Annotated in this window: 20 protein-coding genes; 10 read left to right on the top strand and 10 right to left on the bottom strand. The window is 68.3% G+C overall.

Features of this window, described 5'->3' with window-relative positions; all coding sequences use genetic code 11:
• The first annotated feature begins 146 nt into the window (after positions 1-146).
• The 3 genes from AA0Y20_RS13905 to AA0Y20_RS13895 all read left to right on the top strand — a co-directional run bounded on the left by AA0Y20_RS13905 (position 147) and on the right by AA0Y20_RS13895 (position 2,927).
• Positions 147-1,427 carry an ATP-binding protein gene (locus AA0Y20_RS13905; RefSeq protein ID WP_412935408.1) on the top strand — a complete coding sequence of 427 codons (1,281 nt, stop codon included), beginning with the start codon at positions 147-149 and terminating at the stop codon, positions 1,425-1,427.
• Positions 1,424-2,182 carry a response regulator gene (locus tag AA0Y20_RS13900; RefSeq protein ID WP_412935406.1) on the top strand — a complete coding sequence of 253 codons (759 nt, stop codon included), beginning with the start codon at positions 1,424-1,426 and terminating at the stop codon, positions 2,180-2,182. Before AA0Y20_RS13905 ends, AA0Y20_RS13900 begins: the two co-directional genes overlap by 4 nt.
• Before the next feature lie 61 nt (positions 2,183-2,243).
• Entirely contained in the window at positions 2,244-2,927 is a 684-nt protein-coding gene (locus AA0Y20_RS13895) for a HEAT repeat domain-containing protein (RefSeq protein ID WP_412935404.1), read from the top strand.
• A gap of 16 nt (positions 2,928-2,943) precedes the next feature.
• Here the strand turns inward: AA0Y20_RS13895 and AA0Y20_RS13890 are convergent, their stop codons facing one another.
• Positions 2,944-3,282 carry an SH3 domain-containing protein gene (locus tag AA0Y20_RS13890; RefSeq protein WP_412935402.1) on the bottom strand — a complete coding sequence of 113 codons (339 nt, stop codon included), beginning with the start codon at positions 3,280-3,282 and terminating at the stop codon, positions 2,944-2,946.
• A 55-nt stretch (positions 3,283-3,337) separates the two neighbouring features.
• On the opposite strand from AA0Y20_RS13890, the gene AA0Y20_RS13885 reads away from it, so the two are divergent.
• Positions 3,338-4,192: a PhzF family phenazine biosynthesis protein gene (locus AA0Y20_RS13885; protein ID WP_412935399.1), complete on the top strand. Its 855-nt coding sequence runs from the start codon at positions 3,338-3,340 to the stop codon at positions 4,190-4,192.
• Positions 4,193-4,216: 24 nt separating this feature from the next.
• On the opposite strand, the gene AA0Y20_RS13880 is transcribed toward AA0Y20_RS13885, so the two are convergent.
• The 3 genes from AA0Y20_RS13880 to AA0Y20_RS13870 all read right to left on the bottom strand — a co-directional run bounded on the left by AA0Y20_RS13880 (position 4,217) and on the right by AA0Y20_RS13870 (position 6,077).
• Positions 4,217-4,495, bottom strand: a complete 279-nt coding sequence (locus AA0Y20_RS13880; protein WP_412935397.1) for a PLDc N-terminal domain-containing protein — start codon at positions 4,493-4,495, stop codon at positions 4,217-4,219.
• A gap of 76 nt (positions 4,496-4,571) precedes the next feature.
• Positions 4,572-5,612: a YdcF family protein gene (locus tag AA0Y20_RS13875; protein WP_412935396.1), complete on the bottom strand. Its 1,041-nt coding sequence runs from the start codon at positions 5,610-5,612 to the stop codon at positions 4,572-4,574.
• 9 nt (positions 5,613-5,621) lie between these two features.
• Positions 5,622-6,077, bottom strand: a complete 456-nt coding sequence (locus AA0Y20_RS13870) for a MarR family winged helix-turn-helix transcriptional regulator (RefSeq protein WP_412935393.1) — start codon at positions 6,075-6,077, stop codon at positions 5,622-5,624.
• A gap of 57 nt (positions 6,078-6,134) precedes the next feature.
• On the opposite strand from AA0Y20_RS13870, the gene AA0Y20_RS13865 reads away from it, so the two are divergent.
• From AA0Y20_RS13865 to AA0Y20_RS13855, 3 genes are read left to right on the top strand one after another with little or no spacing between them, the layout of a single operon-like run.
• A complete protein-coding gene (locus tag AA0Y20_RS13865; protein ID WP_412935392.1) occupies positions 6,135-6,503 on the top strand; it encodes a VOC family protein in 369 nt (122 codons plus the stop codon).
• A 20-nt stretch (positions 6,504-6,523) separates the two neighbouring features.
• Positions 6,524-6,766 (top strand): hypothetical protein, encoded by a 243-nt coding sequence (locus tag AA0Y20_RS13860; RefSeq protein WP_412935390.1) that lies wholly within the window; start codon positions 6,524-6,526, stop codon positions 6,764-6,766.
• A 48-nt stretch (positions 6,767-6,814) separates the two neighbouring features.
• Positions 6,815-7,162, top strand: coding sequence for a hypothetical protein (locus tag AA0Y20_RS13855; RefSeq protein WP_412935388.1), 348 nt, complete (start codon positions 6,815-6,817; stop codon positions 7,160-7,162).
• Here the strand turns inward: AA0Y20_RS13855 and AA0Y20_RS13850 are convergent.
• From AA0Y20_RS13850 to AA0Y20_RS13840, 3 genes are all read right to left on the bottom strand, one after another.
• Positions 7,132-7,356: a hypothetical protein gene (locus AA0Y20_RS13850; RefSeq protein WP_412935386.1), complete on the bottom strand. Its 225-nt coding sequence runs from the start codon at positions 7,354-7,356 to the stop codon at positions 7,132-7,134. The two genes, AA0Y20_RS13855 and AA0Y20_RS13850, sit on opposite strands and share 31 nt — an antisense overlap.
• 79 nt (positions 7,357-7,435) lie before the next feature.
• Entirely contained in the window at positions 7,436-7,777 is a 342-nt protein-coding gene (locus AA0Y20_RS13845) for a histone-like nucleoid-structuring protein Lsr2 (RefSeq protein ID WP_412935383.1), read from the bottom strand.
• A gap of 76 nt (positions 7,778-7,853) precedes the next feature.
• Complete coding sequence (locus tag AA0Y20_RS13840; RefSeq protein ID WP_412935380.1) at positions 7,854-9,509, bottom strand: catalase; 1,656 nt, start codon at positions 9,507-9,509, stop codon at positions 7,854-7,856.
• Positions 9,510-9,989: 480 nt separating this feature from the next.
• On the opposite strand from AA0Y20_RS13840, the gene AA0Y20_RS13835 reads away from it, so the two are divergent.
• Positions 9,990-11,294: an ABC transporter substrate-binding protein gene (locus AA0Y20_RS13835; RefSeq protein WP_412935377.1), complete on the top strand. Its 1,305-nt coding sequence runs from the start codon at positions 9,990-9,992 to the stop codon at positions 11,292-11,294.
• A 138-nt stretch (positions 11,295-11,432) separates the two neighbouring features.
• Positions 11,433-15,773 (top strand): discoidin domain-containing protein, encoded by a 4,341-nt coding sequence (locus tag AA0Y20_RS13830; protein ID WP_412935374.1) that lies wholly within the window; start codon positions 11,433-11,435, stop codon positions 15,771-15,773.
• Positions 15,774-15,915: 142 nt separating this feature from the next.
• Here AA0Y20_RS13830 and AA0Y20_RS13825 read toward each other — a convergent pair whose 3' ends face one another.
• The 3 genes from AA0Y20_RS13825 to AA0Y20_RS13815 are packed head-to-tail and all read right to left on the bottom strand — an operon-like array spanning position 15,916 to position 18,889.
• Positions 15,916-17,004, bottom strand: coding sequence for a glycosidase (locus AA0Y20_RS13825; RefSeq protein WP_412935373.1), 1,089 nt, complete (start codon positions 17,002-17,004; stop codon positions 15,916-15,918).
• A 32-nt stretch (positions 17,005-17,036) separates the two neighbouring features.
• Positions 17,037-17,930, bottom strand: coding sequence for a carbohydrate ABC transporter permease (locus AA0Y20_RS13820; protein ID WP_412935371.1), 894 nt, complete (start codon positions 17,928-17,930; stop codon positions 17,037-17,039).
• Positions 17,930-18,889 (bottom strand): carbohydrate ABC transporter permease, encoded by a 960-nt coding sequence (locus AA0Y20_RS13815; RefSeq protein WP_412935368.1) that lies wholly within the window; start codon positions 18,887-18,889, stop codon positions 17,930-17,932. Before AA0Y20_RS13815 ends, AA0Y20_RS13820 begins: the two co-directional genes overlap by 1 nt.
• Positions 18,890-19,085: 196 nt before the next feature.
• Here AA0Y20_RS13815 and AA0Y20_RS13810 point away from each other — a divergent pair, with 196 nt between their 5' ends.
• The gene (locus AA0Y20_RS13810) at positions 19,086-20,183 is read left to right on the top strand and encodes a LacI family DNA-binding transcriptional regulator (RefSeq protein WP_412935366.1); all 1,098 of its coding nucleotides are present in this window, start codon (positions 19,086-19,088) and stop codon (positions 20,181-20,183) included.
• The last annotated feature ends 21 nt before the right edge of the window (positions 20,184-20,204 follow it).

The following is a 20,204-nucleotide window of genomic DNA, read 5'->3' as shown; positions in this document are numbered from 1 at the left end:
GGACATCGTCGTCGCCGCGAGATCGAATTAGGATGGCACTTCGCTGAGCCGCCCCCGAGCGTGGCGGGATTTGTTCTCATAGATGCGCACGGGCACGGCCCGACAGCGTCCGATCGCACGAGGAAGTGGACAGGATGCCGTTCACGGTGAGAGCGTCCGCCGCGCGCCTGGTGCTGCTCGTGCTGCCCTCGGTGGTCACCCTCGCGGCGCTCTCGGCCACGGTCGCCATCGCCCTCGCGGCGCAGGAGCGGACGATCCGAGAGGCGACGAGCGAACGCGTGCTCGAGGTCGCCTCGAGCCTCGCCGACCTCCCGGAGGTGCGTGACGCCGTGGCAGGCGCCGTCAGCGCCGGGTCGCCGACCGCGCTCGCCGACGCGACCGACCTGGCGCCGGCGACCGCGATCCTGCAGCCGATCGCCGAGCTCGTGGGCGAGGCGGCCGGTGTCTACTACGTCGTCATCACCGACGACGAAGGTGTGCGGATCACCCACCCGCTCGCGTCCGAACGCGGTGTGCAGGTCGAGACCGCCAATGCGTCCGTGCTCGCGGGCGACACGTTCGTCGGCACGGAGGTCGGGGCCTCGGGCCCGTCGCTCCGCGCGAAGGTCCCGGTGCGCGATGCCGGCGGGACCCCGATCGGGATGGTGGCGGTCGGGGTGCTCGAGTCTCAGATCGCGGGTGAACTCGACGAAGCCGTCGGCGCTCTGCTGCCCTGGGCGATCGGCGCTCTCGTCGTCGCGACGCTCGCGAGCTCGATCCTGACCGCCGCAGTCGAGCGCCGGTTCCGGCGGATGGACGTCATCGCGGCGGAGCACGCGCAGATGCGGCGCACGGCCACGGCCCTGCGCGAGCAGTCGCACGAGTTCAGCACTCGGCTCCACGTCATCCACGGCCTGCTGTCGCGCGGCGACTCCGACGAGGCTCGCGGGTACATCGAAGAGATCGCGAGCGTGCGCCGCCCCGTCGATGCCGGTGACGAGGAGGTGCGCGACGATCAGCCCGTACTCGCCGCCATGATCCCGACGGTGCGCGCCGAGCTGCACGAGAGCGGCGCGCGCGTGCGCTTCGACCTCGCCCTCGGCGGCGACGTCGCCCCGGATATCGACGAGGGGATCGTGTCGGTGGTCTCGAACCTGTGCCGGAACGCCGCGGAGGCGGGGGCCGCGAACGTGATCTGCGAGCTGAGGCGCCAGGGCTCCCGCATCGTGGGCTCGGTCGACGACGACGGCCCGGGCGTCGAGCCGCGCGTCGTCCGCCGCATCTTCACCCCGGGATACTCCTCCAAGGTCGACACGACGGGTCTCGGGCGCGGCCTGGGGCTGGATGTCGTCCGCCGCATCGTGACGGCACGATCGGGCTCGGTCGAGGTCGGACACTCGCCGCTCGGGGGAGCGCGATTCGCCTTCGAGCTGGAAGCCGAACGATGACCGGCCCGATCCGGGTCCTCGTCGTCGATGACGACCGCGGCGCGCGTGCCCTCCACGCGGGATTCGTCGCCGACACCCCCGGTTTCGTGGTCGTCGCCACGGCGGGTACCGGCGAAGCGGCCCTCGAGCACAGCCGATCGGGAGTCGACCTGATCCTGCTCGACATGCGGCTGCCCGGCATCAGCGGCATCGAGGTGCTGCACCGCCTGCGCACGCTCGGCGCTGACGGACCCGATGTGCTCGTCATCAGCTCGTCGCAGGATCAGACCACGGTGCGCCAGGCCCTCGCGGCGCGCGTCGTGGGCTATCTCGTCAAGCCCTTCACGCAGGCCGCGCTGAGCGAGCGACTGGAACGCTACGCCGTCGATCGCGAGCGTATCGTCGCCGGCGACCGCGACGCTCTCCTGGCGCAAGGCGAGATCGACCGGCTGCTGTCGACGGGCACGATCCGGACGGCGCCCGCCGCGGCATCCGGATCCCGGCGGGGTGCGGGCGGAGCGGTAGACGGCGGCGACCACGCCGGGTTGCCCAAGGGCCTCGCAGCGACGACGCTCACGCAGGTCGTCGCCGCCCTCGACCCGGTCGTCGCGCTGACGGGAGCGGAGGTGGCCGCGGCCTGCGGCATCTCGCGCGCCACCGCGAACCGTTACCTGACGCACCTCGTCGATACCGGCGTCATCCACCTCTCGCATCGCTACGGCAAGCGCGGCCGTCCGCAGGTGCTGTACCGGCTCGCCCCCGCGCCCGAGCGCTGATGCGTTTGTCATGTCGCCCGCCCCGGTGACGGGCGCGGCCGATGGGCGTAGCGTGCGGTGCATGGCCACCGTGACCGCATGGGCGGCGGAGCTCCGGCGACTCGGCACAGACGCCTGGGTCGATTACCTCGTCGAGCATTCGGGTCTGCCCGGGCCGCGGGCGAACACGACGCTGGCCGCCGCCGTCGCGGAGGTCGCCGATGCCCGCATCATCGACGAGCTCGTCCGCGACGGTGGTGAGTACCCCATGATGTGCGCCGCGGCGGCGGTCGCCCGGGGTGCGGCGCCGGGCCGTGACGCTGAGGCCCTGCGGTTCGCGGCCGATGACCGGTGGCGGGTTCGTGAGGGAATCGCGCTCGGCCTGCAGCTTCTGGGCGACGCCGATCCGCACACCCTGGCGGCGACCGTGCGGGCTTGGGCAGACGAAGACGACCCCCTCGTGGTGCGAGCCGCCGTGGCAGCGATCTGCGAGCCGCGACTGCTGCGGTCGCCCGAGATGGCGGCGGTCGCCGTCGAGGTGTGCGCTCGCGCGACCGCTCACCTCGTGGCGCGGCCGCAGCCGCAGCGGCACGACAGTGCAGCCCGCACGCTGCGTCAGACCCTCGGATACGCGTGGAGCGTTGCCGTCGCGGCCGATCCCGGTCCCGGCCTGCGCGCGTTCGAAGCGCTCGACACGACCGACCCGGACGTCGCCTGGATCGTGCACGAGAACGCGCGCAAGAAGCGGCTCTCCCGCCTGCTGTGATCTCCCGACGCCCCGCTCAGGTGTCGCGGAGGACCCGATGGGGGATCCAGCCTTCGTGGCCGGATTCGGCACGGCACCACGACCAGCCGCTCTCGGCGTCGTCCACGACCACCTCGACGACGCTCCCTTCGGCCTGGGAGAGCTCGGTGGTGTCATACCCCGTCACGACCGTGCCGACCGATCCCTCGATGTGGAGGTGTATTCCGGGCACCCAGCCCGAGCCGTCGGGCGCGGTGACGAAGACGAAGGCCGGCCATTCGGTATCCCAGGCGCCGACAGAGACGACGTCGCCGGGCTCAACCTGTAGCGGGGGCCGTTCAGGTGCTTCATGGTCAGAGGTGAGAACACGTCGCATCGTTCCATCATGGCGGCGTCGTCGGACACCGCGATGGCGGGCGTAGCCTGAACGGATGAGCACGCCCGAGGTCCTGCGATACACCGCGTTCAGCACCCGACCCGAAGGCGGCAATCCCGCCGGCGTCGTCCTCGATGCGGGCGCGCTCGACGCCCGGGCCATGCAGCGGATAGCGGCCGACGTCGACTATGCCGAGACGGCTTTCGTCACCGGGACGACCGTTGATGGGGCCCGCTCGGTCCGCTACTTCTCGCCCATCGCCGAAGTCCCCTTCTGCGGGCACGCCACCGTCGCCACCGCAGTGGCGCTCGCCGAGCGGGGGAAGGTCGCCGCAGACGGCGCGGTACGGTTCGACACCCCCGTCGGCGACGTGTCGATCGCGGTCTCGCGCGACGACGACGGCATCCGGGCATCCTTCACCAGCGTCGAGCCGTCCGTCCGCGAACTCGATGACGCTGATCTCGACGCGATCCTCTCTCTGCTCGGTCTCTCGCGAGCTGACCTCGACCCCGAACTGCCGCCGCGACTCGCGAACACGGGCAACGCGCATCCGGTCGTCGTGCTCGCGGATCAGAAGACCTTCGACGGCTTCTCCTTCGAGCCCGACGCGGTTCGCGCGCTGCTCGATGATCGAGGATGGCCGGCCACGATCACTGTGGCGTTCCGGGCCGCATCCGATCGGTTCCAGGCGCGCAACCTGTTTCCGGTGGGGCGCATCACGGAGGACCCGGCGACGGGATCGGCTGCGGCGTCGTTCGGCGCCTATCTGCGCTCGCTCGGCGCGGTCGATGCTCCCGCGGTCATCGTGATCGAGCAGGGCCGACACGTCGGCCGGCCGGGGGAGCTGACCGTCGACATCCCCGCCGAGGGAGGCATCACCGTGACGGGCCACGCCGTCGCCATCTCGTGATGTCGTGAGGCCGGCCGCGTCCGGTCACACACGGTCGGTGCGGATGCGGGCGTTGCGGCCACCGAGCCACCAGACGAGTGGACCGGCGATCGGGAAGACGAAGATCCCGATGATCCACAGCAGTTTGCCGCCGCCGGTGTAGCGGGGCGAGGCGAGGATCGAGATCAGGCTCGAGACGAACAGGATCGCTGCGACAGCCGCTGCGACGGCGAAGACCACGACGACGGATGTCGCTACCCCCGGCATCCAGTCGCGAGGCAGCCAATCGTCGGAGACGACGAGGATTCGTGCGGGTTCGATCATGCCTTCAGCCTCGCGGGGAACGAGCCTGGTGTCGTGAGCCTGCCGACTGATCTCGCCTAGCCCGGCAGGATGACCTTCAATCCGCGAGGAGCTGTACGAGCGAGAGCGCAGCGAATGCGATCACGGGCACCATCAGCACGCCGACGGCGATGATGTTGAGCAGGCGGTGGTCGCGGAGGAGAGCGAGGTACTCGCGCAGCAGCGCGCTCGGCCGGTAGTAGCGGGCGGTGCGAGCACCGATCGCATTGCCCGGCATCCCGAGCGTCCGCAGCAGTGTGGCGGCGCGAAAAGCGTGGTAGTCGCTCGTCACGGCGAGCACCGGGCCTGTGATGCCGCGGTCGGCGAGGATCTCACGGGTCAGCGTGAGGTTCTCCTCGGTGGTGCGGGAAGAATCCTCCATCACCAGGCGCTCGGGCGGGGCGCCGAGCCCGGCGGCGTGCTCCGCCATGCCCGCAGCCTCGCTTCGAGGCTCGTCGGCGCCTTGGCCGCCCGAGAGGACGAGTACCGCGCCGGGAAAGCGCTGCAACGTTTCGACGCCGAGTGCGACGCGCTGCGCGAGCAACGGCGGCACGCTGCCGTCCCGGCGCAGACCCGACCCGAGCGTGACGATCGCCGCCGGGGCCGGGCCGCGTCGCGCGATGCGGGCGTAGACCGCCGACCAGCAGAGGTACGAGACGAAGCCCATCCCGACATAGCCGATCGGTCCGGCGAGGAGCAGCACGATGACGGCGAACTCGAACCAACGCGCGAGCACGGCGACGACCCCCAGCGCGAGGATGGCCAGGACGCCGACCCCGGCGAGCAGCGAGAGGCGATTCGCCAGCGATCGTCCTTCGCGCCGCAGCATCACGATGCCGTTGCCGACCAAGGCGACGCCGAGCCCGACGCCCGCGAGCAGGGGGACGATGAAGATCAGGAGGACGGCGGCCACGTCTCCGCCGGGGCCGGTCAGCGACACCAGGATGACACCGCCGATGCCGAGGATGAAGACCACGACCGCGGAGACGAGGGATGTGGCGGCGAGCGTGAGGAGGACGCCCGGCAGCAGGCGGCGCGAGTCGCGGGCGGCGAGCGCGATGCCGAGGGCCGCGAAGAGGAGCGTGAAGAAACCGGGCACGCGCCCAGCCTAGAGACCGGGTTGGGACCGCAGCGATCCGGCCATCGCGCGGAGAGCCCGGAACGTCGTCAGCCTGTCGGTGTCATCGAGCCCGGACAGCATCCGCACTTCCACTCCGCGCACCGCGGCGGTGGCGGCGGCCAGGCGCCGGCGCCCGCGTTCGGTGAGCTCCGTCGGCAGCGCCTTGCCGGCCGCCGGGGTGGTCGCCCGGACCACCTCGCCGTCGCGTTCGAGGGCCTGCAGCAGCACGTTCATGCTCTGGCGGGTGACGAACGTGCCGCGGGCGAGCTCGGAGTTCGACAGCCCGGGGCGCTGTGCGAGCAGCTCCAAGCACGAGTAGTGCGTGATGTTCATGCCGAGCGGGCGCAGGACGTCCTCCATCGCCGATCGAAGTGCGCTCGAGACCTCCTTCACGAGGTAGCCCATCGAGGTCTCCAAGTCGATACCGGCGGCGTCTTGACTCATGTCAGTATTCTGACATACTGATCAGTGTCAGAAAACTGACACGAAAGGACTGTGCTCATGCCCGCCACCGGACCCGACTTCATCTCTCTGCAGGTACGCGACCTCACGGCCGCCCAGGCGTTCTACGAACGATTCCTGGGGCTCGAGAGATCGCCGCAGGGGCCGCCTCATGCCGTGGTGTTCTCGACGTCGCCGATCGCATTCGCCCTGCGCGATCCCATGCCCGGCGTCGATCTCGACGCACTCGAGCAGCCGGGCCGCGGCGTGGCCTTGTGGTTCCACGCGACCGGCGTACAGGCTATCCACGACGAACTGCTCGCCGCCGGGCACCGAATCGTGTCTGAGCCTGTAGACGGCCCGTTCGGGCTGACCTTCACCTTCGCCGATCCCGACGGGTACCACGTCACGCTTCACGACCGGGGCTGATCGGCTGTTAGGTTCGCTGGGTGCAGAGTCTGTGGCAGCGAATCGGAACGGCCTCCGCCACGACCCCGTTCGGCGTCATCGTCATGCAGACGATCGTCTGGGTGGGGATGTCGGCGATCTGGATTCCGTGGGCGATCAACGGTGGCGATGTCATCCGCGTCGTGCTCGCCGTCATCTCACCGCTCCTGGCCCTCTACTGGGTGGTGGCGCTGGTCTACGGCATCCGTCGGCGGCGCGCTCTCCGGGCCTCTCGCGACGACTGATCTCCTCATCGCTGGCCGTCGACGCCCCGGTGTGATTGCATCGATGAGATGGATTTCTCGTGGATGTGGTTGTTACTCGTCGCCGCCGGAGCGGCGATGCAGGTCGTCTCGGTCGTCTGGCTCGTGCGCTTGCGCCCGGATGAGCCGTATCCGATGTGGACATTTCCCACGCGGGAACCCGGTCGAGTGCGGGCGGTGCGCATCGTCGGGGTCGCCTTCATCATCTTCGGGTCGACCATGTTCACCTCGTCGCTGTCAGGGCTGTGGTTTCTCGGGCCCATCGTCGTGGCGCTGGCATTCGTGCCGATGCTCGTAGCGACCTATGTCGTGAACGGCGGTTCTAGCTCGAGCGGCGGGCAGCGCGCTCAGTCGGCGCCATCCGCGTCATCCGACTGATCGCGGCGACGCGCGTCGGCCGCGACGCCCAGCACGATCCCGAGAGAGAGGCCGATCGCGCCGCCGAGCGCGATGTTGTCGAATACCAGCATTCCGATGGCGCTGCCGAGCGGAAGGCCGAGAGCGATCCCGATCGCGACCCCGTTTGCGCCGCTGCTCGCGGGTTCGCTCGTGCCGGGGGTTTCTCCGTTCATCGCGCACTCCATCGATCTCGAGGAACGAGAAATGGCTCAGGCCTGGAGGTGCCTGAGCCATTTCTGCGAGGGGGTGGTGTCAGTTCGCGGCGCGGTAAGCGTCGATCACGGCCGCCGGAACACGGCCGCGCTCGTTGACGGTGTGACCGTTCGAACGCGCCCATTCGCGGACGGCCGTCAGGTCGAGGTCGCTCTTGTTCGCGCGCGACGATCGCGAACGCGAGGGCGTGTTCGCACGGATCGAGCGAGCGACATCCACGAACGGTGCCAGCGCCTTGTAGAACTTCTCGGCGTTGTCATCGGACAGGTCGATCTCGTACGCGCGTCCCTCGATGGAGAACGTGATCTGCTTTCCTTCGCCGCTCTCGAGAACGGTTCCGTCGAGATCGTCGATGAGCTGGGTGATTTGTTTGCGGGCCATGCCAGACATATTAACCCTTTGTCGACGTTTCGCATCACCACTCGACGACTTCATTTCGTGTCGTGCTATCGCGAGATCACCCCACCTGTGCCCGGGCATTGGGGACGCAATGAGTCATCTGAAGATCGGCCACGTCTCGAGAGCCGTTGTGGCCGAGATTGCGGAGCCGGTCGAGCTCGTCGTCACTGAGGGTTTGCGACTGCAGAGGCGGCAGATCCTTGATTTCGTCCAGCGTGATTCCGAGGCCCTCGCCGACGCGGCGGCCGAGGTTGTCCTCCACCATGTAGAAGTGCCAGAGCATCCGCTCCTGGACGGGACGAGCGGCCTGCCCGATCAGGTCGACGAAGTTCGCCACGAGGTCGTCGCGTTCCCATTCCTCCATCAGCAGGTAGCGCTGCCCCGCCTGCGTGTAGTCGTTGGTCCGCGGGATCCGCTTGCGGGTGACTCGCCCCACGATCTCCGGCCCCTGCTCGTCGTGCGCGGGGTACTGCGCCTCGCGAAGCCCGCCGGTGATGGACGGCTCGTAGTTGACGTGGGGATTCTCGCCGCCGTTGTCGACGTGGTAGGCCATCTGCCCATCGCGGAGGTTAGTGGCCACCGCGGCGTTCTTCGGAGAATTGACCGGCAGCTGCAGGTAATTCGGGCCGACGCGGTAGCGCTGGGTGTCGGAGTAGGAGAACGTGCGTCCCACGAGCATCTTGTCGTCGGAGAAGTCGAGGCCGTCGACCAGGACGCCGGTGCCGAATGAGATCTGCTCGTTCTCGGCGAAGAAGTTCGAGACGTTCCGATTGAGCAGCATCTTGCCGACCGTACGCGGCGGGAACTCGTTCTCGGGCCACACCTTGGTGTCGTCGAGCGGATCGAAATCGAGTTCGGGGTGGTCGTGGTCGTCCATCATCTGCACCCGCAGCTCCCATTCGGGATACTCGCCGCGCTCGATCGCCTCGTACATGTCGAGCGATGCGTGACCGAGGTCGCCGGCCTGCACGGCGGCGGCATCCGCTTCGGTCATCGAGCTGACTCCGACTGACGGGATCCAGTGATACTTCACGAGCTTCGTCTCGCCCTGCTCATTGACCCATTTGTAGGTGTTGACCCCGAAACCCTGCTGAGTCCGATAATTGGCCGGGATGCCGCGGGGGCTGAACAGATTGACGAGCATGTGCATCGACTCGGGCGTCTGCGACATGAAGTCGAAGATGCGCGCCGGTTCCTGCCGGAAGGTGACCGGGTCGGGCTTGAGCGAGTGGATGACGTCGGGGAACTTGATCGCGTCGCGGATGAAGAAGACGCCGAGGTTGTTGCCGACGAGGTCCCAGTTGCCGTCTTCGGTGTAGAACTTCACGGCGAACCCGCGCGGGTCGCGCGCGGCCTCCGACGAATCGCGTCCGCCGATGACAGTCGAGAATCGGACGGCGACATCCGTGCGCTTGCCCGGCTGCTGGAAGAGCTTCGCGCGTGTGAACTGCGCGATGGGCTCATCGCCCCACGTGCCGGTCGCCTCGAAGTGGCCGAAGGCGACGAAGCCTCGTGCGTGCACGACGCGTTCGGGGATGCGCTCGCGATCGAAGTGGCTGATCTTCTCGAGGAAGTGGTAGTTCTCGAGCGTCGCGGGCCCGCGGGCCCCGACGGTCCGCTGGTTCTGGTTGTCGTAGACGGGGTGTCCTTGACGGTCGGTTAGCTCGGCGCGGTCGTCACCCTCAGAGGGTCCCTGGTTCGATACATCGGTCATCGCGTCCTCCGTTTGGTTCGCATCTTCGTGGGGATGCCGCCGACGGTACGGGGGAGCGGATGCGGGTGGAAGGGGGTTGCGGCCGGTCGCCGGTAGCCGTTCACCCGACTCGGTTCACGCACCCGAACGTCGACTCGCCAAGAAACGCGGATCGCGCGCCTCCGGCATGCGCAGATCCTGGCGAGTCGATAGGACGGATCCTGCTGGTGCGGAGGCGGTGGCTGGGCTTGGATAGACCGTTTTAGTTGCCTCTCGACCGGCCTGATCGAGCCTTGACAGATCTTACACCAAACCGGTTTACTAGACTCGCAGCATCCGTTGTCACCGCGAACGCGACCCGCACGCGTGAGTAGTGGCAGGACGCGACTTCGAGCTCGTTCCGGCGTGCCGGAGTCGTCGCCGGTGAACGCATCGGGAGCCGCACCACAGTGAAGTTCCGTCGCTGAAGCGGGCAGCGCCTTACGAAGGAGTTAGCGCGCAATGAAGCGTTCCGTTGTCGCGGCCGCCGCACTCGTCGCCGTCGGCCTGCCGCTCGCCGCTTGTGCCGGTGGTGGCACCGATTCCGGCTCAGGCTCTGAGCTGACCACAGGCCCGATCAAGATCTGGTACTCGACCAACGAGCAGGAGATCGCGTGGGCGGAGGCCGTCGTCGACGCGTGGAACGCGGAGAACCCCGACGCGCAGGTGACCGCCGAGGCCATCCCCTCGGGGAAGTCCTCCGAGGATGCGATCGCGGCCGCCATCACCGCGGGCAACACGCCGTGCCTCGTCTACAACACGGCACCTGCTGCGGTACCCGCGTTCCAGAAGCAGGGCGGTCTCGTCAACATCTCGAAGACGTTCGACGACGGTGAGTCGTTCATCACCGAGCGATCGGGTGATGCCGCAGACGGATTCCGCTCACCCGACGGCGACCTGTACCAGGTGCCCTGGAAGGCGAACCCGTTCATGCTCTACTACAACAAGACCGCCTTCGCCCAAGCCGGACTGGATGCCGAGAACCCGGGCCTATCGACGTACGACGACGTGCTGGCCGCTGCGGCAGCGATCAAGACGGCGGGTTCCGCGGACTTCGCGCTTTACCCGCCGGCATCCGGCGATTACACGAACGCCCTGTTCGACTTCTACCCGTTCTTCCTGGCCAACTCCGGCGGCGAGCAGCTCGTCGCCGACGGTGCCGCGACGTTCACGAGCCCGGAGGGACTCGAGACGCTCGAGTTCTGGAAGACGCTCTACGCAGAGGGCTACTCGTCGGCCGAGGCTTACTCCGGCGACGCCTGGGCCGGACCGTTCGCCGACGGTGTCGCAGCTATGGGTATCGCGGGGCCGTGGGGCGCCGCGCAGTTCGAGGGCAAGGTCGAGTTCGGCGTGGTGCCGCTGCCCACGGCCGACGGCATCCCGCTGGAGGAGACGTACACGTTCGGCGACTCGAAGAACGTGGGTATCTACTCCTCGTGCGAGAACAAGCAGACCGCGTGGGACTTCACCCAGTTCTCGATGAACGCCGACAATGACCTGGCGCTGCTCGAGACGACGGGGCAGTTCCCGATCCGCACCGACCTGACCGAGGTCGCGGCCGACTACCTGGCCGGTGACCCGCTGCTCGCCACCTTCGCGCAGGAGGTGCCGCTGACGGTCGACGTTCCGAACATCGCGAACGCCTCGGAGATCTGGCAGACCTTCCGCGACGCCTGGGGCGCCGCGGTGCAGACCGGTAGCGCCGATCTCGATGAGACCATGCAGGGCGCAGCAGACACGATCGACCAGCTCGCCTCGCAGGGCTGATTCCCGGGCCGGGCGGAGGGCGTCCTCCGCCCGGCCTTCCCATTCCATCGACGGTGTCCATGCCGTCCTGCATCATCCCCACCTCCGCAGTGTCGCGTACCGACGCTCCGCTGCGCCCGTCAGGCCGAAGGAGCCGTCTTGAGATCTCTTACCGCGCTCGTCGCGATCGTCACCGCCCTGGTGCTCGGCGCCGCCGCCATCATCGCTCCGCCCACGGCTGCTGCTGCCACACCCGACGAGGACGTCGACCTGATCGTCAGCCGCCTGCAGGACTACTACCTGGGACAGGGCGATGACATCATCATCGCCAACGGCATCTACCTCGCGCGCGCGTCGGAGGCCCAGGAGTACGTCGCCTCGCAGAACGAGGACGGCTCGTGGGCGGACGTGAACTACGCCGACCGCACGAGCTCCGCGAACGGCTCGACGTGGTCCGCTTACATCGCCCTGTACCGCATGCTCGCGATGGCGCAGGCCTATCGATCACCCGACGCCCCCGGGTTCGAGGACCCGTCACTGGTAGCAGCCCTCGATCGCGCTCTCGTGCACTGGGACCGGGTCGACCCCGGCAATCAGAACTGGTGGGAGACCGAGATCGGCGAGTCGATGGTGATGGGTCGTATCGCGATCTTCGTGGGCGATGAGCTGTCGGACGAGGCGTTCGACGCGGCGCAGGAGCACAACACCGGCAAGCTCGACCCCGTCGGAGCGAACGGTGCTTGGCGGACGACCAACTACCTCTTCGAGGCGGTGTCGACTCGCAACTTCGAGGACATCACCGCGGGGTTCGCCACGATGGTCGAAACGGTCGAGGTCGACGAGTCCGGCGACGTCAACGAGGCGGTGCAGCCCGACGCGAGCTTCTGGGCCCATGAGGCCCAGCTGTACAGCGAGGGCTACGGCATGGCGCTGTTCACCAACGTCGCGATCTGGGCGGATGCTGCACGGGGGACCAGCCTCGGCTTCACCCGCGGGCAGCTCGACACGATTGCGTTCTACATCATCAACGGCACCCGGTGGATGATCCGAGGTGAGGTCGGGATGCTGTATCTCGGCTACCGTCCGCCCAAGACGGTCGACGGCATCACCGGATACGCCGCAGAGTTCCTCGAGCCGCTCGATCAGATGGTGCGCACCGACGCGCTGTACGCCACCGCGTACCGCGATCTCGCGGCCAACATCCGCGGGCAGGCGGTCGGCAACGGAGTCACCGGCAACAAGTACTTCTGGCGCTCGGAGTTCTCGTCGCAGCTGCGTGACGACTACGGCATCTTCACCCGCCTGAACTCCAGTCGCACGGTCGGAGCCGAGTACCGGTCGACGTTCCGTCCCGCCGTCGGCAACGAGGTGTACTGGAACTCCGCCGGCGCTACCGCGATCCAGGTGACCGGTCGTGAGTACCTCGAGCTCGGGCCCGCCTTTGACTGGTTCCACTACCCGGGAGTGACCGCTCCCTACGTCAAGGAACAGACACGCGGCACGAACGGGCGCGTCGGCAACGGCGGCAGCTTCACCGGCGGTGTCTCCGACGGCACCTACGGTGCGAGCGTGTACACGCTCGATCGCGCCTCGTCGAATGCGAGCAAGAGTTACTACTACTTCGACGACGAGATGGTTGCCCTCGGCGCCGGCATCCGGTCCACCTCGGACGCGACGGTGCATACGGTCGTGAACCAGGCGTCCGCGAAGCCGAACGCTTCGGTGGGCGGCGCGGCGCTCGAGGCCGGCACGTCGGACCAGCCGCTCGATGGCGCTCGCTGGGCCTACAACGACCAGATCGGCTACGTCGTGCCGGGCGACGGCTCGCTGCGCGTCTCACGTCAGCTGCAGAGCGGCAGCTGGGTGGGTCAGGACGTCGTCGAGCGAGACGCATTCACGCTCTACTTCGATCACGGTGCGCGGCCCGCGGACGCGAGCTACGAGTACACGGTCCTGCCGGCGGTCGACCCCGGCGAGGTCGCCGCATATGCCGCAGCCCCCGCAGTCGAGACGCTACGCAACGACACGTCGGTGCAGGCGGTACGGCACGCAGGGCTCGAGCGCACGATGGCCACGTTCTACGAAGCCGGTGACCTCGATCTCGGCGACGGGCGCGTGCTGCGCGTCGACCAGCCGGCGATCGTGATCCTCGACGAGTCAGGCGACTCGCCGGTCGTCAGCCTCGCCAACCCGGACAAGCCGGCGCTTCTGGTCCGGGTGGACCTCATCGACGCAGACACGACCCAGCGCGGCACGTTCGCGCTCGGTTCGGGCGCATATCTGGGGCAGACGGTGACCGCGCCGCTGACCGACTCCGAGGGCGGCGCCGCGTCGCCGTTGAGCGCCAGCAGCACGGCAACCGGGTCCGACGTCGCGTTCGCGGGTGACGGCGACGCCGGTACGGCGTGGCGGTCGAGTGAGGCCGGCGTGCAGTGGCTCACTGCCGATGTGGGCGTGGGTTCTTTCGTCACGGGAGCCACGATCCAGTGGGCGGATGCTGCGGCGTCGCGCTACCTGCTGCAGACGTCTCTCGACGGCCGCACCTGGGTCGATCAGCGAGTCGTGCAGGACGGCGACGGTGGCACGGATGCGATCGAGTTCGCGCCGCACGCGGCCACCTACGTGCGCCTGCTGATGCTCGAAAGCGTCGGTGACGGGCCGTACGGTATCGCGGAGTTCGAGGTCGGCTCGACGCGCAACATCGCCCTCGGCCGGTCGGTGACCGCGTCGGGAGGCAGCGCGATCGGCAGTATCACCGACGGGAACATGGCCACCCGGTGGAGCTCGAACCTGTCCGACGCCGCATGGACGCAGGTCGACCTGGGGTCGGTGCAGCCGATCGGAGCAGTGCGGCTCTGGTGGGAGGCGTCGTACGCGACCCGCTACCGCATCCAGGTCTCCGATGACGCCGCGTCGTGGCGCGATGTGTACGCCACTCCCGAATCCGGCAGCGACGGTGGCGTCGACGTGCTCGAGATCGATGCAGACGCCCGGTACGTCCGGATGCAGGCATCGGCCCGAAGTGCTTCGCAGTACGGCGTCTCGCTGTGGGAGTTCGAGGTCTTCCCCGATGACCTGATCGTCTCGGCGAACGCCGCGCCCGCAGGTCGCGTGAACCTCGCCCTCGGAAAAGACACGACAGCCGACTCGCAGTTCAGCGACGCGCTCGCTGCTCGGTACGCGACCGACGGCAACACGACGACCCGGTGGGCGTCGCAGCGGCAGAACGCGCCCTACACCACTCCACGCTGGCTCCAGGTCGACCTGGGCGCCGACCGCACGATCAACCAGGCGGTCATCACGTGGGAGGCGGCGACGTCGAACGACTTCCGGGTGCAGGGCTCGATCGACGGCACGACGTGGAGCGAGCTCGCGCGGGTGCAGAAGACGTCGGCCGAGCTGCGCAACGTCGTCGATTTCGCCGACGCCGAAGTGCGCTACGTGCGCGTCGAGGGGCTGCCGGTCACGCGCTACGGCATGTCGGTCTTCGAACTCGAGCTGTATGGCGGCTACAACTTCGTGCCGCTGACCGAGTCGGTGACCGCCGATGCGGACAGCACCGCGGTGGTCGCGGCATCCATCACCCCGCTCGACGATGACGATACGTTCTCGGCCTACCCGCTCGATGCTGCGGTCGCGACCGTCGACGGTGACGCCCGCGTGGCGGCCGACGGCAGAATCGAGTTCGACCTGACAACGGGTCGGTCCGGGTCGACGCCGGTGCTGCTGCTGCACGCCAACGGCGATGAGCCGGTCTGGGCGAGCGTGAACATCGCCATCTCGACCGCCGAGCTGCAGACACTGGTCGACCGGGCGAACGCACTCGACAGCACGCAGTACACCTCAGAGAGCTGGCAGCCGCTGCTTCCGGCCCTCGAGGCCGCAAAGGCGGTACTGCGGGCGCCCGCGGGCATCTCGCAAGAAACAGCGGATGCTCGGGCCGCGGCGCTCCGTGCGGCTATCGACGGGCTCCTGCTCGATGAAGCACCCGCGGCTCCGATGTTGTCGGTGCCGGGCGAGGTGCGGGCCGGGTCGCCGATCAGCGTCGTCGGCACCGGATTCGAAAGCGGCGCCGAGTACGTGGTGCAGTTGCGTTCGACGCCCGTCGACCTGGGCGATGTCACCGCGGAGGCCGATGGGGCGTTCGAGTTGAGGGCGACCGTCCCTGCCGATGTCGCGCCGGGGGAGCACACCCTCGTCGCGACGCAGGGTGAGACGGATGTCGCGTCTCTGAGGGTCACGGTCGCGGCTGCGCCCTCGGATGGCGGCACAGGCGGTGGCTCGGACGACGGCGCAGGCGGTGGCTCGGACGACGGCGCAGGCGGCGGTTCGGGTGGCGACCCTGCCGGCCCGCCGTCCGCTGGAGACGCGGACCGCGACGGTGAGCTGTCGGCGACGGGCGGCCAGATCGCGGGCGTCGCGTGGGCGATCGGCATCGCCGGGGTGCTGCTGGTGGCGGGAGCCGCCGCGGTGCGCGGCGCGCGTCGAGGCCGCGCCTGACACCGGATCGACAGTGCGGCCGGAGCCCCGCGGGGTACCGGCCGCACTCGTCTGTCGATTCGCGGGTGGCGAAGCGCGCAGACGACGGACCCCCCTCCCAGTGGAAGGGGGGCGTCGTCTGCGGTCCGGTTCGCGCTGCGAATCAGTCGGTCGTACGGACTAGCTCTGCGACGCCGATCGACGAGTCGGCCATGCCGTAGAACACGAAGTCGCGCCCGCCGATGGTTTCGATGGCTGTCGGGAAGACGACGTTGCCGAGCGTGCCCGACACCTCTTCTGCGACTTCGGGTGCCAGTAGCGGTTCAGACGAGCGTGCGATGATCCGGCGGGGGTCCGCAGCGTCGAGGATGATGGCGCCCGCGGCGTACTTCGAGCCGTGTGCGAGTTCGAACCCCCTGGGCTTCGCGCCTGAGACGCCGTGGTGCAGCAGCAGCCAGCCTTCGGGAACGCGGAGCGGGGAGGGACCGGCGCCGATCTTCGCGCTCTCGTACCAGGCCTCCGGCGCGACGATCATCTCGGACTTGTCGATGTGGGTGAGCGCCGAGAGGTCTCGCGTCGCAGCCTCGAGATCGATGTAGCCGATCCAGATCGAGGGACGGTCGTCGTCGATCCCGGCCGGGGGGCGCGCGCCCTCGCCGTCACGCAGCCAGTCCAAGTCCCACATGGGGCGGTGGAGCACCGCGAGGCTCGGGCGGCCGTCGGGGCCGAGAACAGCCTCGGGGAAGAAGACGATGTCCTTGTTCGGGAACAGGTTCAGGTCCGAGTCGAGTTCGGGCTGGTAGGCGAACCGCACGGGGCCGAGTCGGCGCCACGTGACGGTGTCGGTCGACACGGCCACCGCCGACTTCGGGCCGAGCGGTCCGTAGGCGACGTAGGTCATCACGTGCAGGCCGAGCGGTTCGACGAACGTGATGCGCGGGTCTTCCACGCCGGCGTTGCTCGCGCCGTACTCCCATCCTTCGTCGGGTGAGAGCACGACACCCAGGCGTTCGACGGCGACCGGTTCGCCGCCGTCGACCACGACGCGAGCACGTGCGATGCGCGAGACATTGCCCTCGGCGACGATGCGCGGGTAGAGGTACAGCTCTCCATCGGGGCCCCAGGCTGTGCCGGGGTTGAGCACGCCTTCGACTTCGAATGGATCGTTCGGGTCGGCGGTCATGATCGTGCCGATCCGGCGCAGCGCGTACGGCACGTCGGTCATCGACCCCACGGGGGAATGAGCGGTCATCCTGTGTCTTTCGTTCGGAGGGACGGGCTGCGTCAGCCCTTGACGGCGGACCCGAGGTTCGCCGAGGTGAAGTGGCGCTGGAAGAGCAGGAAGAGCACGACGACCGGCACGGCCAGCACGCAGGCTCCGGCGAGCACAGCACCCATCGGGTTGGCGAGGAAGGTGCCGTTGGACTGCGAGAAGTTGGCCAGGCTCACGGCGAGGGTCTGCAGATCGGCGTTCTTGGTGACCAGGAACGGCCAGAGGAACTCGTTCCACGGTCCGATGAAGGTCACCAGCATGGCCGTCAGCACCGCGGGGCGCACGAGGGGCACCGCGATCGAGCGCAGGATGCGCATCTCGCTCGCACCGTCGATGCGAGCGGCGTCGAAGATCTCTTTCGGGATCTGCAGGAAGTACTGGCGGAAGATGAGTACCGCGACCGAGTTGATCGCGAACGGCAGGATCATGCCGATGTAGTTGTCGGCGAGGTTGAAGTAGCGCACGACCATGACATAGAGCGGGATCATCAGCAGCTGGAACGGGATCGCCTGCACCAGCAGTACCAGGGCGAACACGAGGCCCTGGCCGCGGAACTGCAGGATCGACAGCGCGTAGCCGACGAGCAGGCCGAACACGAGCGTGCAGCCGACGACGCCGGCGGTCATGATCAGCGAGTTGCTGAGCGAGCGCAGCAGATTGATCGACTCGTTGACCTCCGTGAAGTTGTCGAGCGTCAGGTTGCCGGGCAGCGGCAAGAGGCCCAACAGGCTGGTGTCGCGTTCGCGCTGCAGCGCCCCGATCACCATGTAGTAGAAGGGCACGAGCGCAGCGAGGGCGCCGAGGGCGAGCGCGCCGAAGCGCAGAGCCGGGACGACGCGCGACCCGCTGGGCCTGCCTGCGCGTGTTGCAGGTGCGTCGACGGGGAGGGCGGTTTCGGTGGTCATCAGTTCTTCCTCTCCGTCAGGCGGCGCGACACGAGCGACACGACCATCACGGCCACGACGAGGATCATCCCGATGGCGGCGGCGATGTCGGGTTGACCCTGCTGGATGCCCTTCTGATACATGAGCAGTGCCGGTGTCAGGGACGCGCCATTCGGCCCGCCGCCGGTGAGCAGGTAAGGCTCGGTGAAGATCTGGCCGGTTGTGATGATCGACAGGAGGATGACCAGAGATGTCACCGGTGCCACTCCCGGCAGGGTGACCGAGCGGAAGCGCTGCCAGCGGCCGGCGCCGTCGAGTTGCGCGGCCTCGTACTGCTCTTCGGGCACGTTCTGCAGTGCGGCCAGATAGAGCAGGATGTAGAAGCCGAGGTTCTTCCACGTCACGTACACCGCGATCAGCGGCATGATGATGGTCGGGTTCGCGAGCCACGTCGGGTCGGGGGAGAGACTGCCCAGCAGTGCGTTCACGACGCCGTTGCCGTTGAACAGGAAGATCCACACCGCGATCGTCGCGACCGATGCGGTCACGTAGGGGATGTAGTAGGCGACGCGGAAGAAGCCCCTCCAGTGCACGACGGCGTTCAATCCGCTCGAGAGCAGCAGGCCGAGCACGACCGTCAGCGGCACGTTGATGACGAGGAAGATCAGCAGGTTCAGGAATGCCTGCCGCACCTGAGCGTCGGCGAGCACCGTGGCGAAGTTGTCGAATCCGACGAACGGATGCGGCACCGTGACCCCGGGTGCGGTGAAGAAGAAGTCGTGGAAAGACATCCATATGCCGAAACAGAACGGCACGAGGAAGACGACGACGACGAAGGCGACATACGGGCTGCTCAACAGCAGGCCGATCGGATTCTCGCCCAGCCAACGATGCACTCGTCGCTTCCGCCGCGGTGATGCGGTCGTCCGGGGCGAGACGACGTCGGTCGGATCGGAGACCCTGTCTGCTACGCGCGTCATCGCGGCACTCCTCATTCTCGAGTCGCGTGCGCCGTCGGTCTCAGGTGGACGGCAGGCATCCCGACGTTGGTAGTAAACCGGTTTGTCTCGCGCAGGTCAACTCTCGGATCCGAACGCGCCCGTGCCGCATCAAGACGCGGATCAACGCGGCCCATCCCGACTAAAGGAGTGCTAAAACGCGCGCTATGATGGGTCGATGACCACGCCCCCGCCCGGCCCGGCTGCCTCGCAGAGCCCCGAGGGTCGACTCCGCCCCTCCCGTGGCGAGCATCGGGAGCGCAAGGTGACCATCGGTGATGTTGCCGCGCGCGCGGGCGTATCGAAGAGCGCCGTGTCGTTCGTCTTCAACGGGCGCGGCGGTGTGGGCGACACCGCGCGTCAGCGCATCCTGCAGGCTGCCGCCGATCTCGACTGGCGTCCCGATTCGCGCGCGCGTGCCCTCTCTCGCAGCCGCGCGCAGGCTCTGGGCTATGTCGTGCGGCGCGAGCCCGAGCTGTTCAGCACCGACCCCTTCTTCCCACAATTCATCGCCGGCGTCGAGAGCGGCCTGTCGGGCATCGGCTACGCCCTCATGCTCCAGGTGGTCGAGAGTGAGGATGCCGAGCACGCAGCGTATGTGAGCTTCGCGCGCGAATCGCGGGTGGACGGCGTCTTCCTCGGCGACCTCCGCATGGACGACACCCGTCCCGATGAGTTGACGCGCCTCGGCATGCCGTTCGTCATGGTTGGCCCAGCTGGTCCCGCGGATGGCGCAATAGCGCCCATCGGCTTGGATGACGCCGCCGGCGTGCGGCGCGCGGTGCGCCACCTGAGCGCCCTCGGGCATCGGCGCATCGCCCATGTCGGCGGCCCGGACCGCTACATTCACTCTCACGTCCGCCGGCAAGCCTGGGAGCAGGAGATGGCGCACCTGGGGCTGCCGCCCGGGCCCGCTGTCAGCGCCGATTTCACGGGCGCGGCGGGGGCTTCGGCAACCCACGAGCTGCTCGACCTGTCGGATCCTCCGACGGCGATCGTCTACGCCAACGATCTGATGGCCATCGCCGGGATGTCGGCCGCCATCGACCGCGGCCTGACCGTGCCGGGCGACTTGTCGATCGTCGGATTCGACGACATCCCGCTCGCGCCTTACATCGTGCCGCCCCTGACAACGGTGCGTCAGGACGTGATCGCCTGGGGTAAAGCATGCGCGCAGGCGCTTGTCGCGTTGGTTGAAGGCAACGAACCTGAGGCTGTCCAGCTGCCCTCGGTGGAATTCGTGGTCCGCGGAAGCACGGCCCGAGTGCTGCGCTGAGCGCGTTCTCCGCGGCATTCC

It is taken from the genome of Microbacterium pratiae, assembly GCF_047302165.1.
In the GTDB taxonomy this organism is placed as follows: Bacteria; Actinomycetota; Actinomycetes; order Actinomycetales; family Microbacteriaceae; genus Microbacterium.
The sequence above is the reverse complement of the archived record's forward strand: the minus strand, read 5'-3'. Positions and strand labels throughout refer to the sequence as shown.

Excerpts from the sequence above, each read along its gene's own strand:
- AA0Y20_RS13900 (WP_412935406.1), top strand. The coding sequence starts at position 1,424 with ATGACCGGCCCGATCCGGGTCCTCGTCGTCGATGACGACCGCGGCGCG.
- AA0Y20_RS13895 (WP_412935404.1), top strand. The coding sequence starts at position 2,244 with ATGGCCACCGTGACCGCATGGGCGGCGGAGCTCCGGCGACTCGGCACA.
- AA0Y20_RS13890 (WP_412935402.1), bottom strand. The coding sequence starts at position 3,282 with ATGCGACGTGTTCTCACCTCTGACCATGAAGCACCTGAACGGCCCCCG.
- AA0Y20_RS13885 (WP_412935399.1), top strand. The coding sequence starts at position 3,338 with ATGAGCACGCCCGAGGTCCTGCGATACACCGCGTTCAGCACCCGACCC.
- AA0Y20_RS13880 (WP_412935397.1), bottom strand. The coding sequence starts at position 4,495 with ATGATCGAACCCGCACGAATCCTCGTCGTCTCCGACGATTGGCTGCCT.
- AA0Y20_RS13870 (WP_412935393.1), bottom strand. The coding sequence starts at position 6,077 with ATGAGTCAAGACGCCGCCGGTATCGACTTGGAGACCTCGATGGGCTAC.
- AA0Y20_RS13865 (WP_412935392.1), top strand. The coding sequence starts at position 6,135 with ATGCCCGCCACCGGACCCGACTTCATCTCTCTGCAGGTACGCGACCTC.
- AA0Y20_RS13855 (WP_412935388.1), top strand. The coding sequence starts at position 6,815 with ATGGATTTCTCGTGGATGTGGTTGTTACTCGTCGCCGCCGGAGCGGCG.
- AA0Y20_RS13850 (WP_412935386.1), bottom strand. The coding sequence starts at position 7,356 with ATGAACGGAGAAACCCCCGGCACGAGCGAACCCGCGAGCAGCGGCGCA.
- AA0Y20_RS13845 (WP_412935383.1), bottom strand. The coding sequence starts at position 7,777 with ATGGCCCGCAAACAAATCACCCAGCTCATCGACGATCTCGACGGAACC.
- AA0Y20_RS13840 (WP_412935380.1), bottom strand. The coding sequence starts at position 9,509 with ATGACCGATGTATCGAACCAGGGACCCTCTGAGGGTGACGACCGCGCC.
- AA0Y20_RS13835 (WP_412935377.1), top strand. The coding sequence starts at position 9,990 with ATGAAGCGTTCCGTTGTCGCGGCCGCCGCACTCGTCGCCGTCGGCCTG.
- AA0Y20_RS13825 (WP_412935373.1), bottom strand. The coding sequence starts at position 17,004 with ATGACCGCTCATTCCCCCGTGGGGTCGATGACCGACGTGCCGTACGCG.
- AA0Y20_RS13820 (WP_412935371.1), bottom strand. The coding sequence starts at position 17,930 with ATGACCACCGAAACCGCCCTCCCCGTCGACGCACCTGCAACACGCGCA.
- AA0Y20_RS13815 (WP_412935368.1), bottom strand. The coding sequence starts at position 18,889 with ATGACGCGCGTAGCAGACAGGGTCTCCGATCCGACCGACGTCGTCTCG.
- AA0Y20_RS13810 (WP_412935366.1), top strand. The coding sequence starts at position 19,086 with ATGACCACGCCCCCGCCCGGCCCGGCTGCCTCGCAGAGCCCCGAGGGT.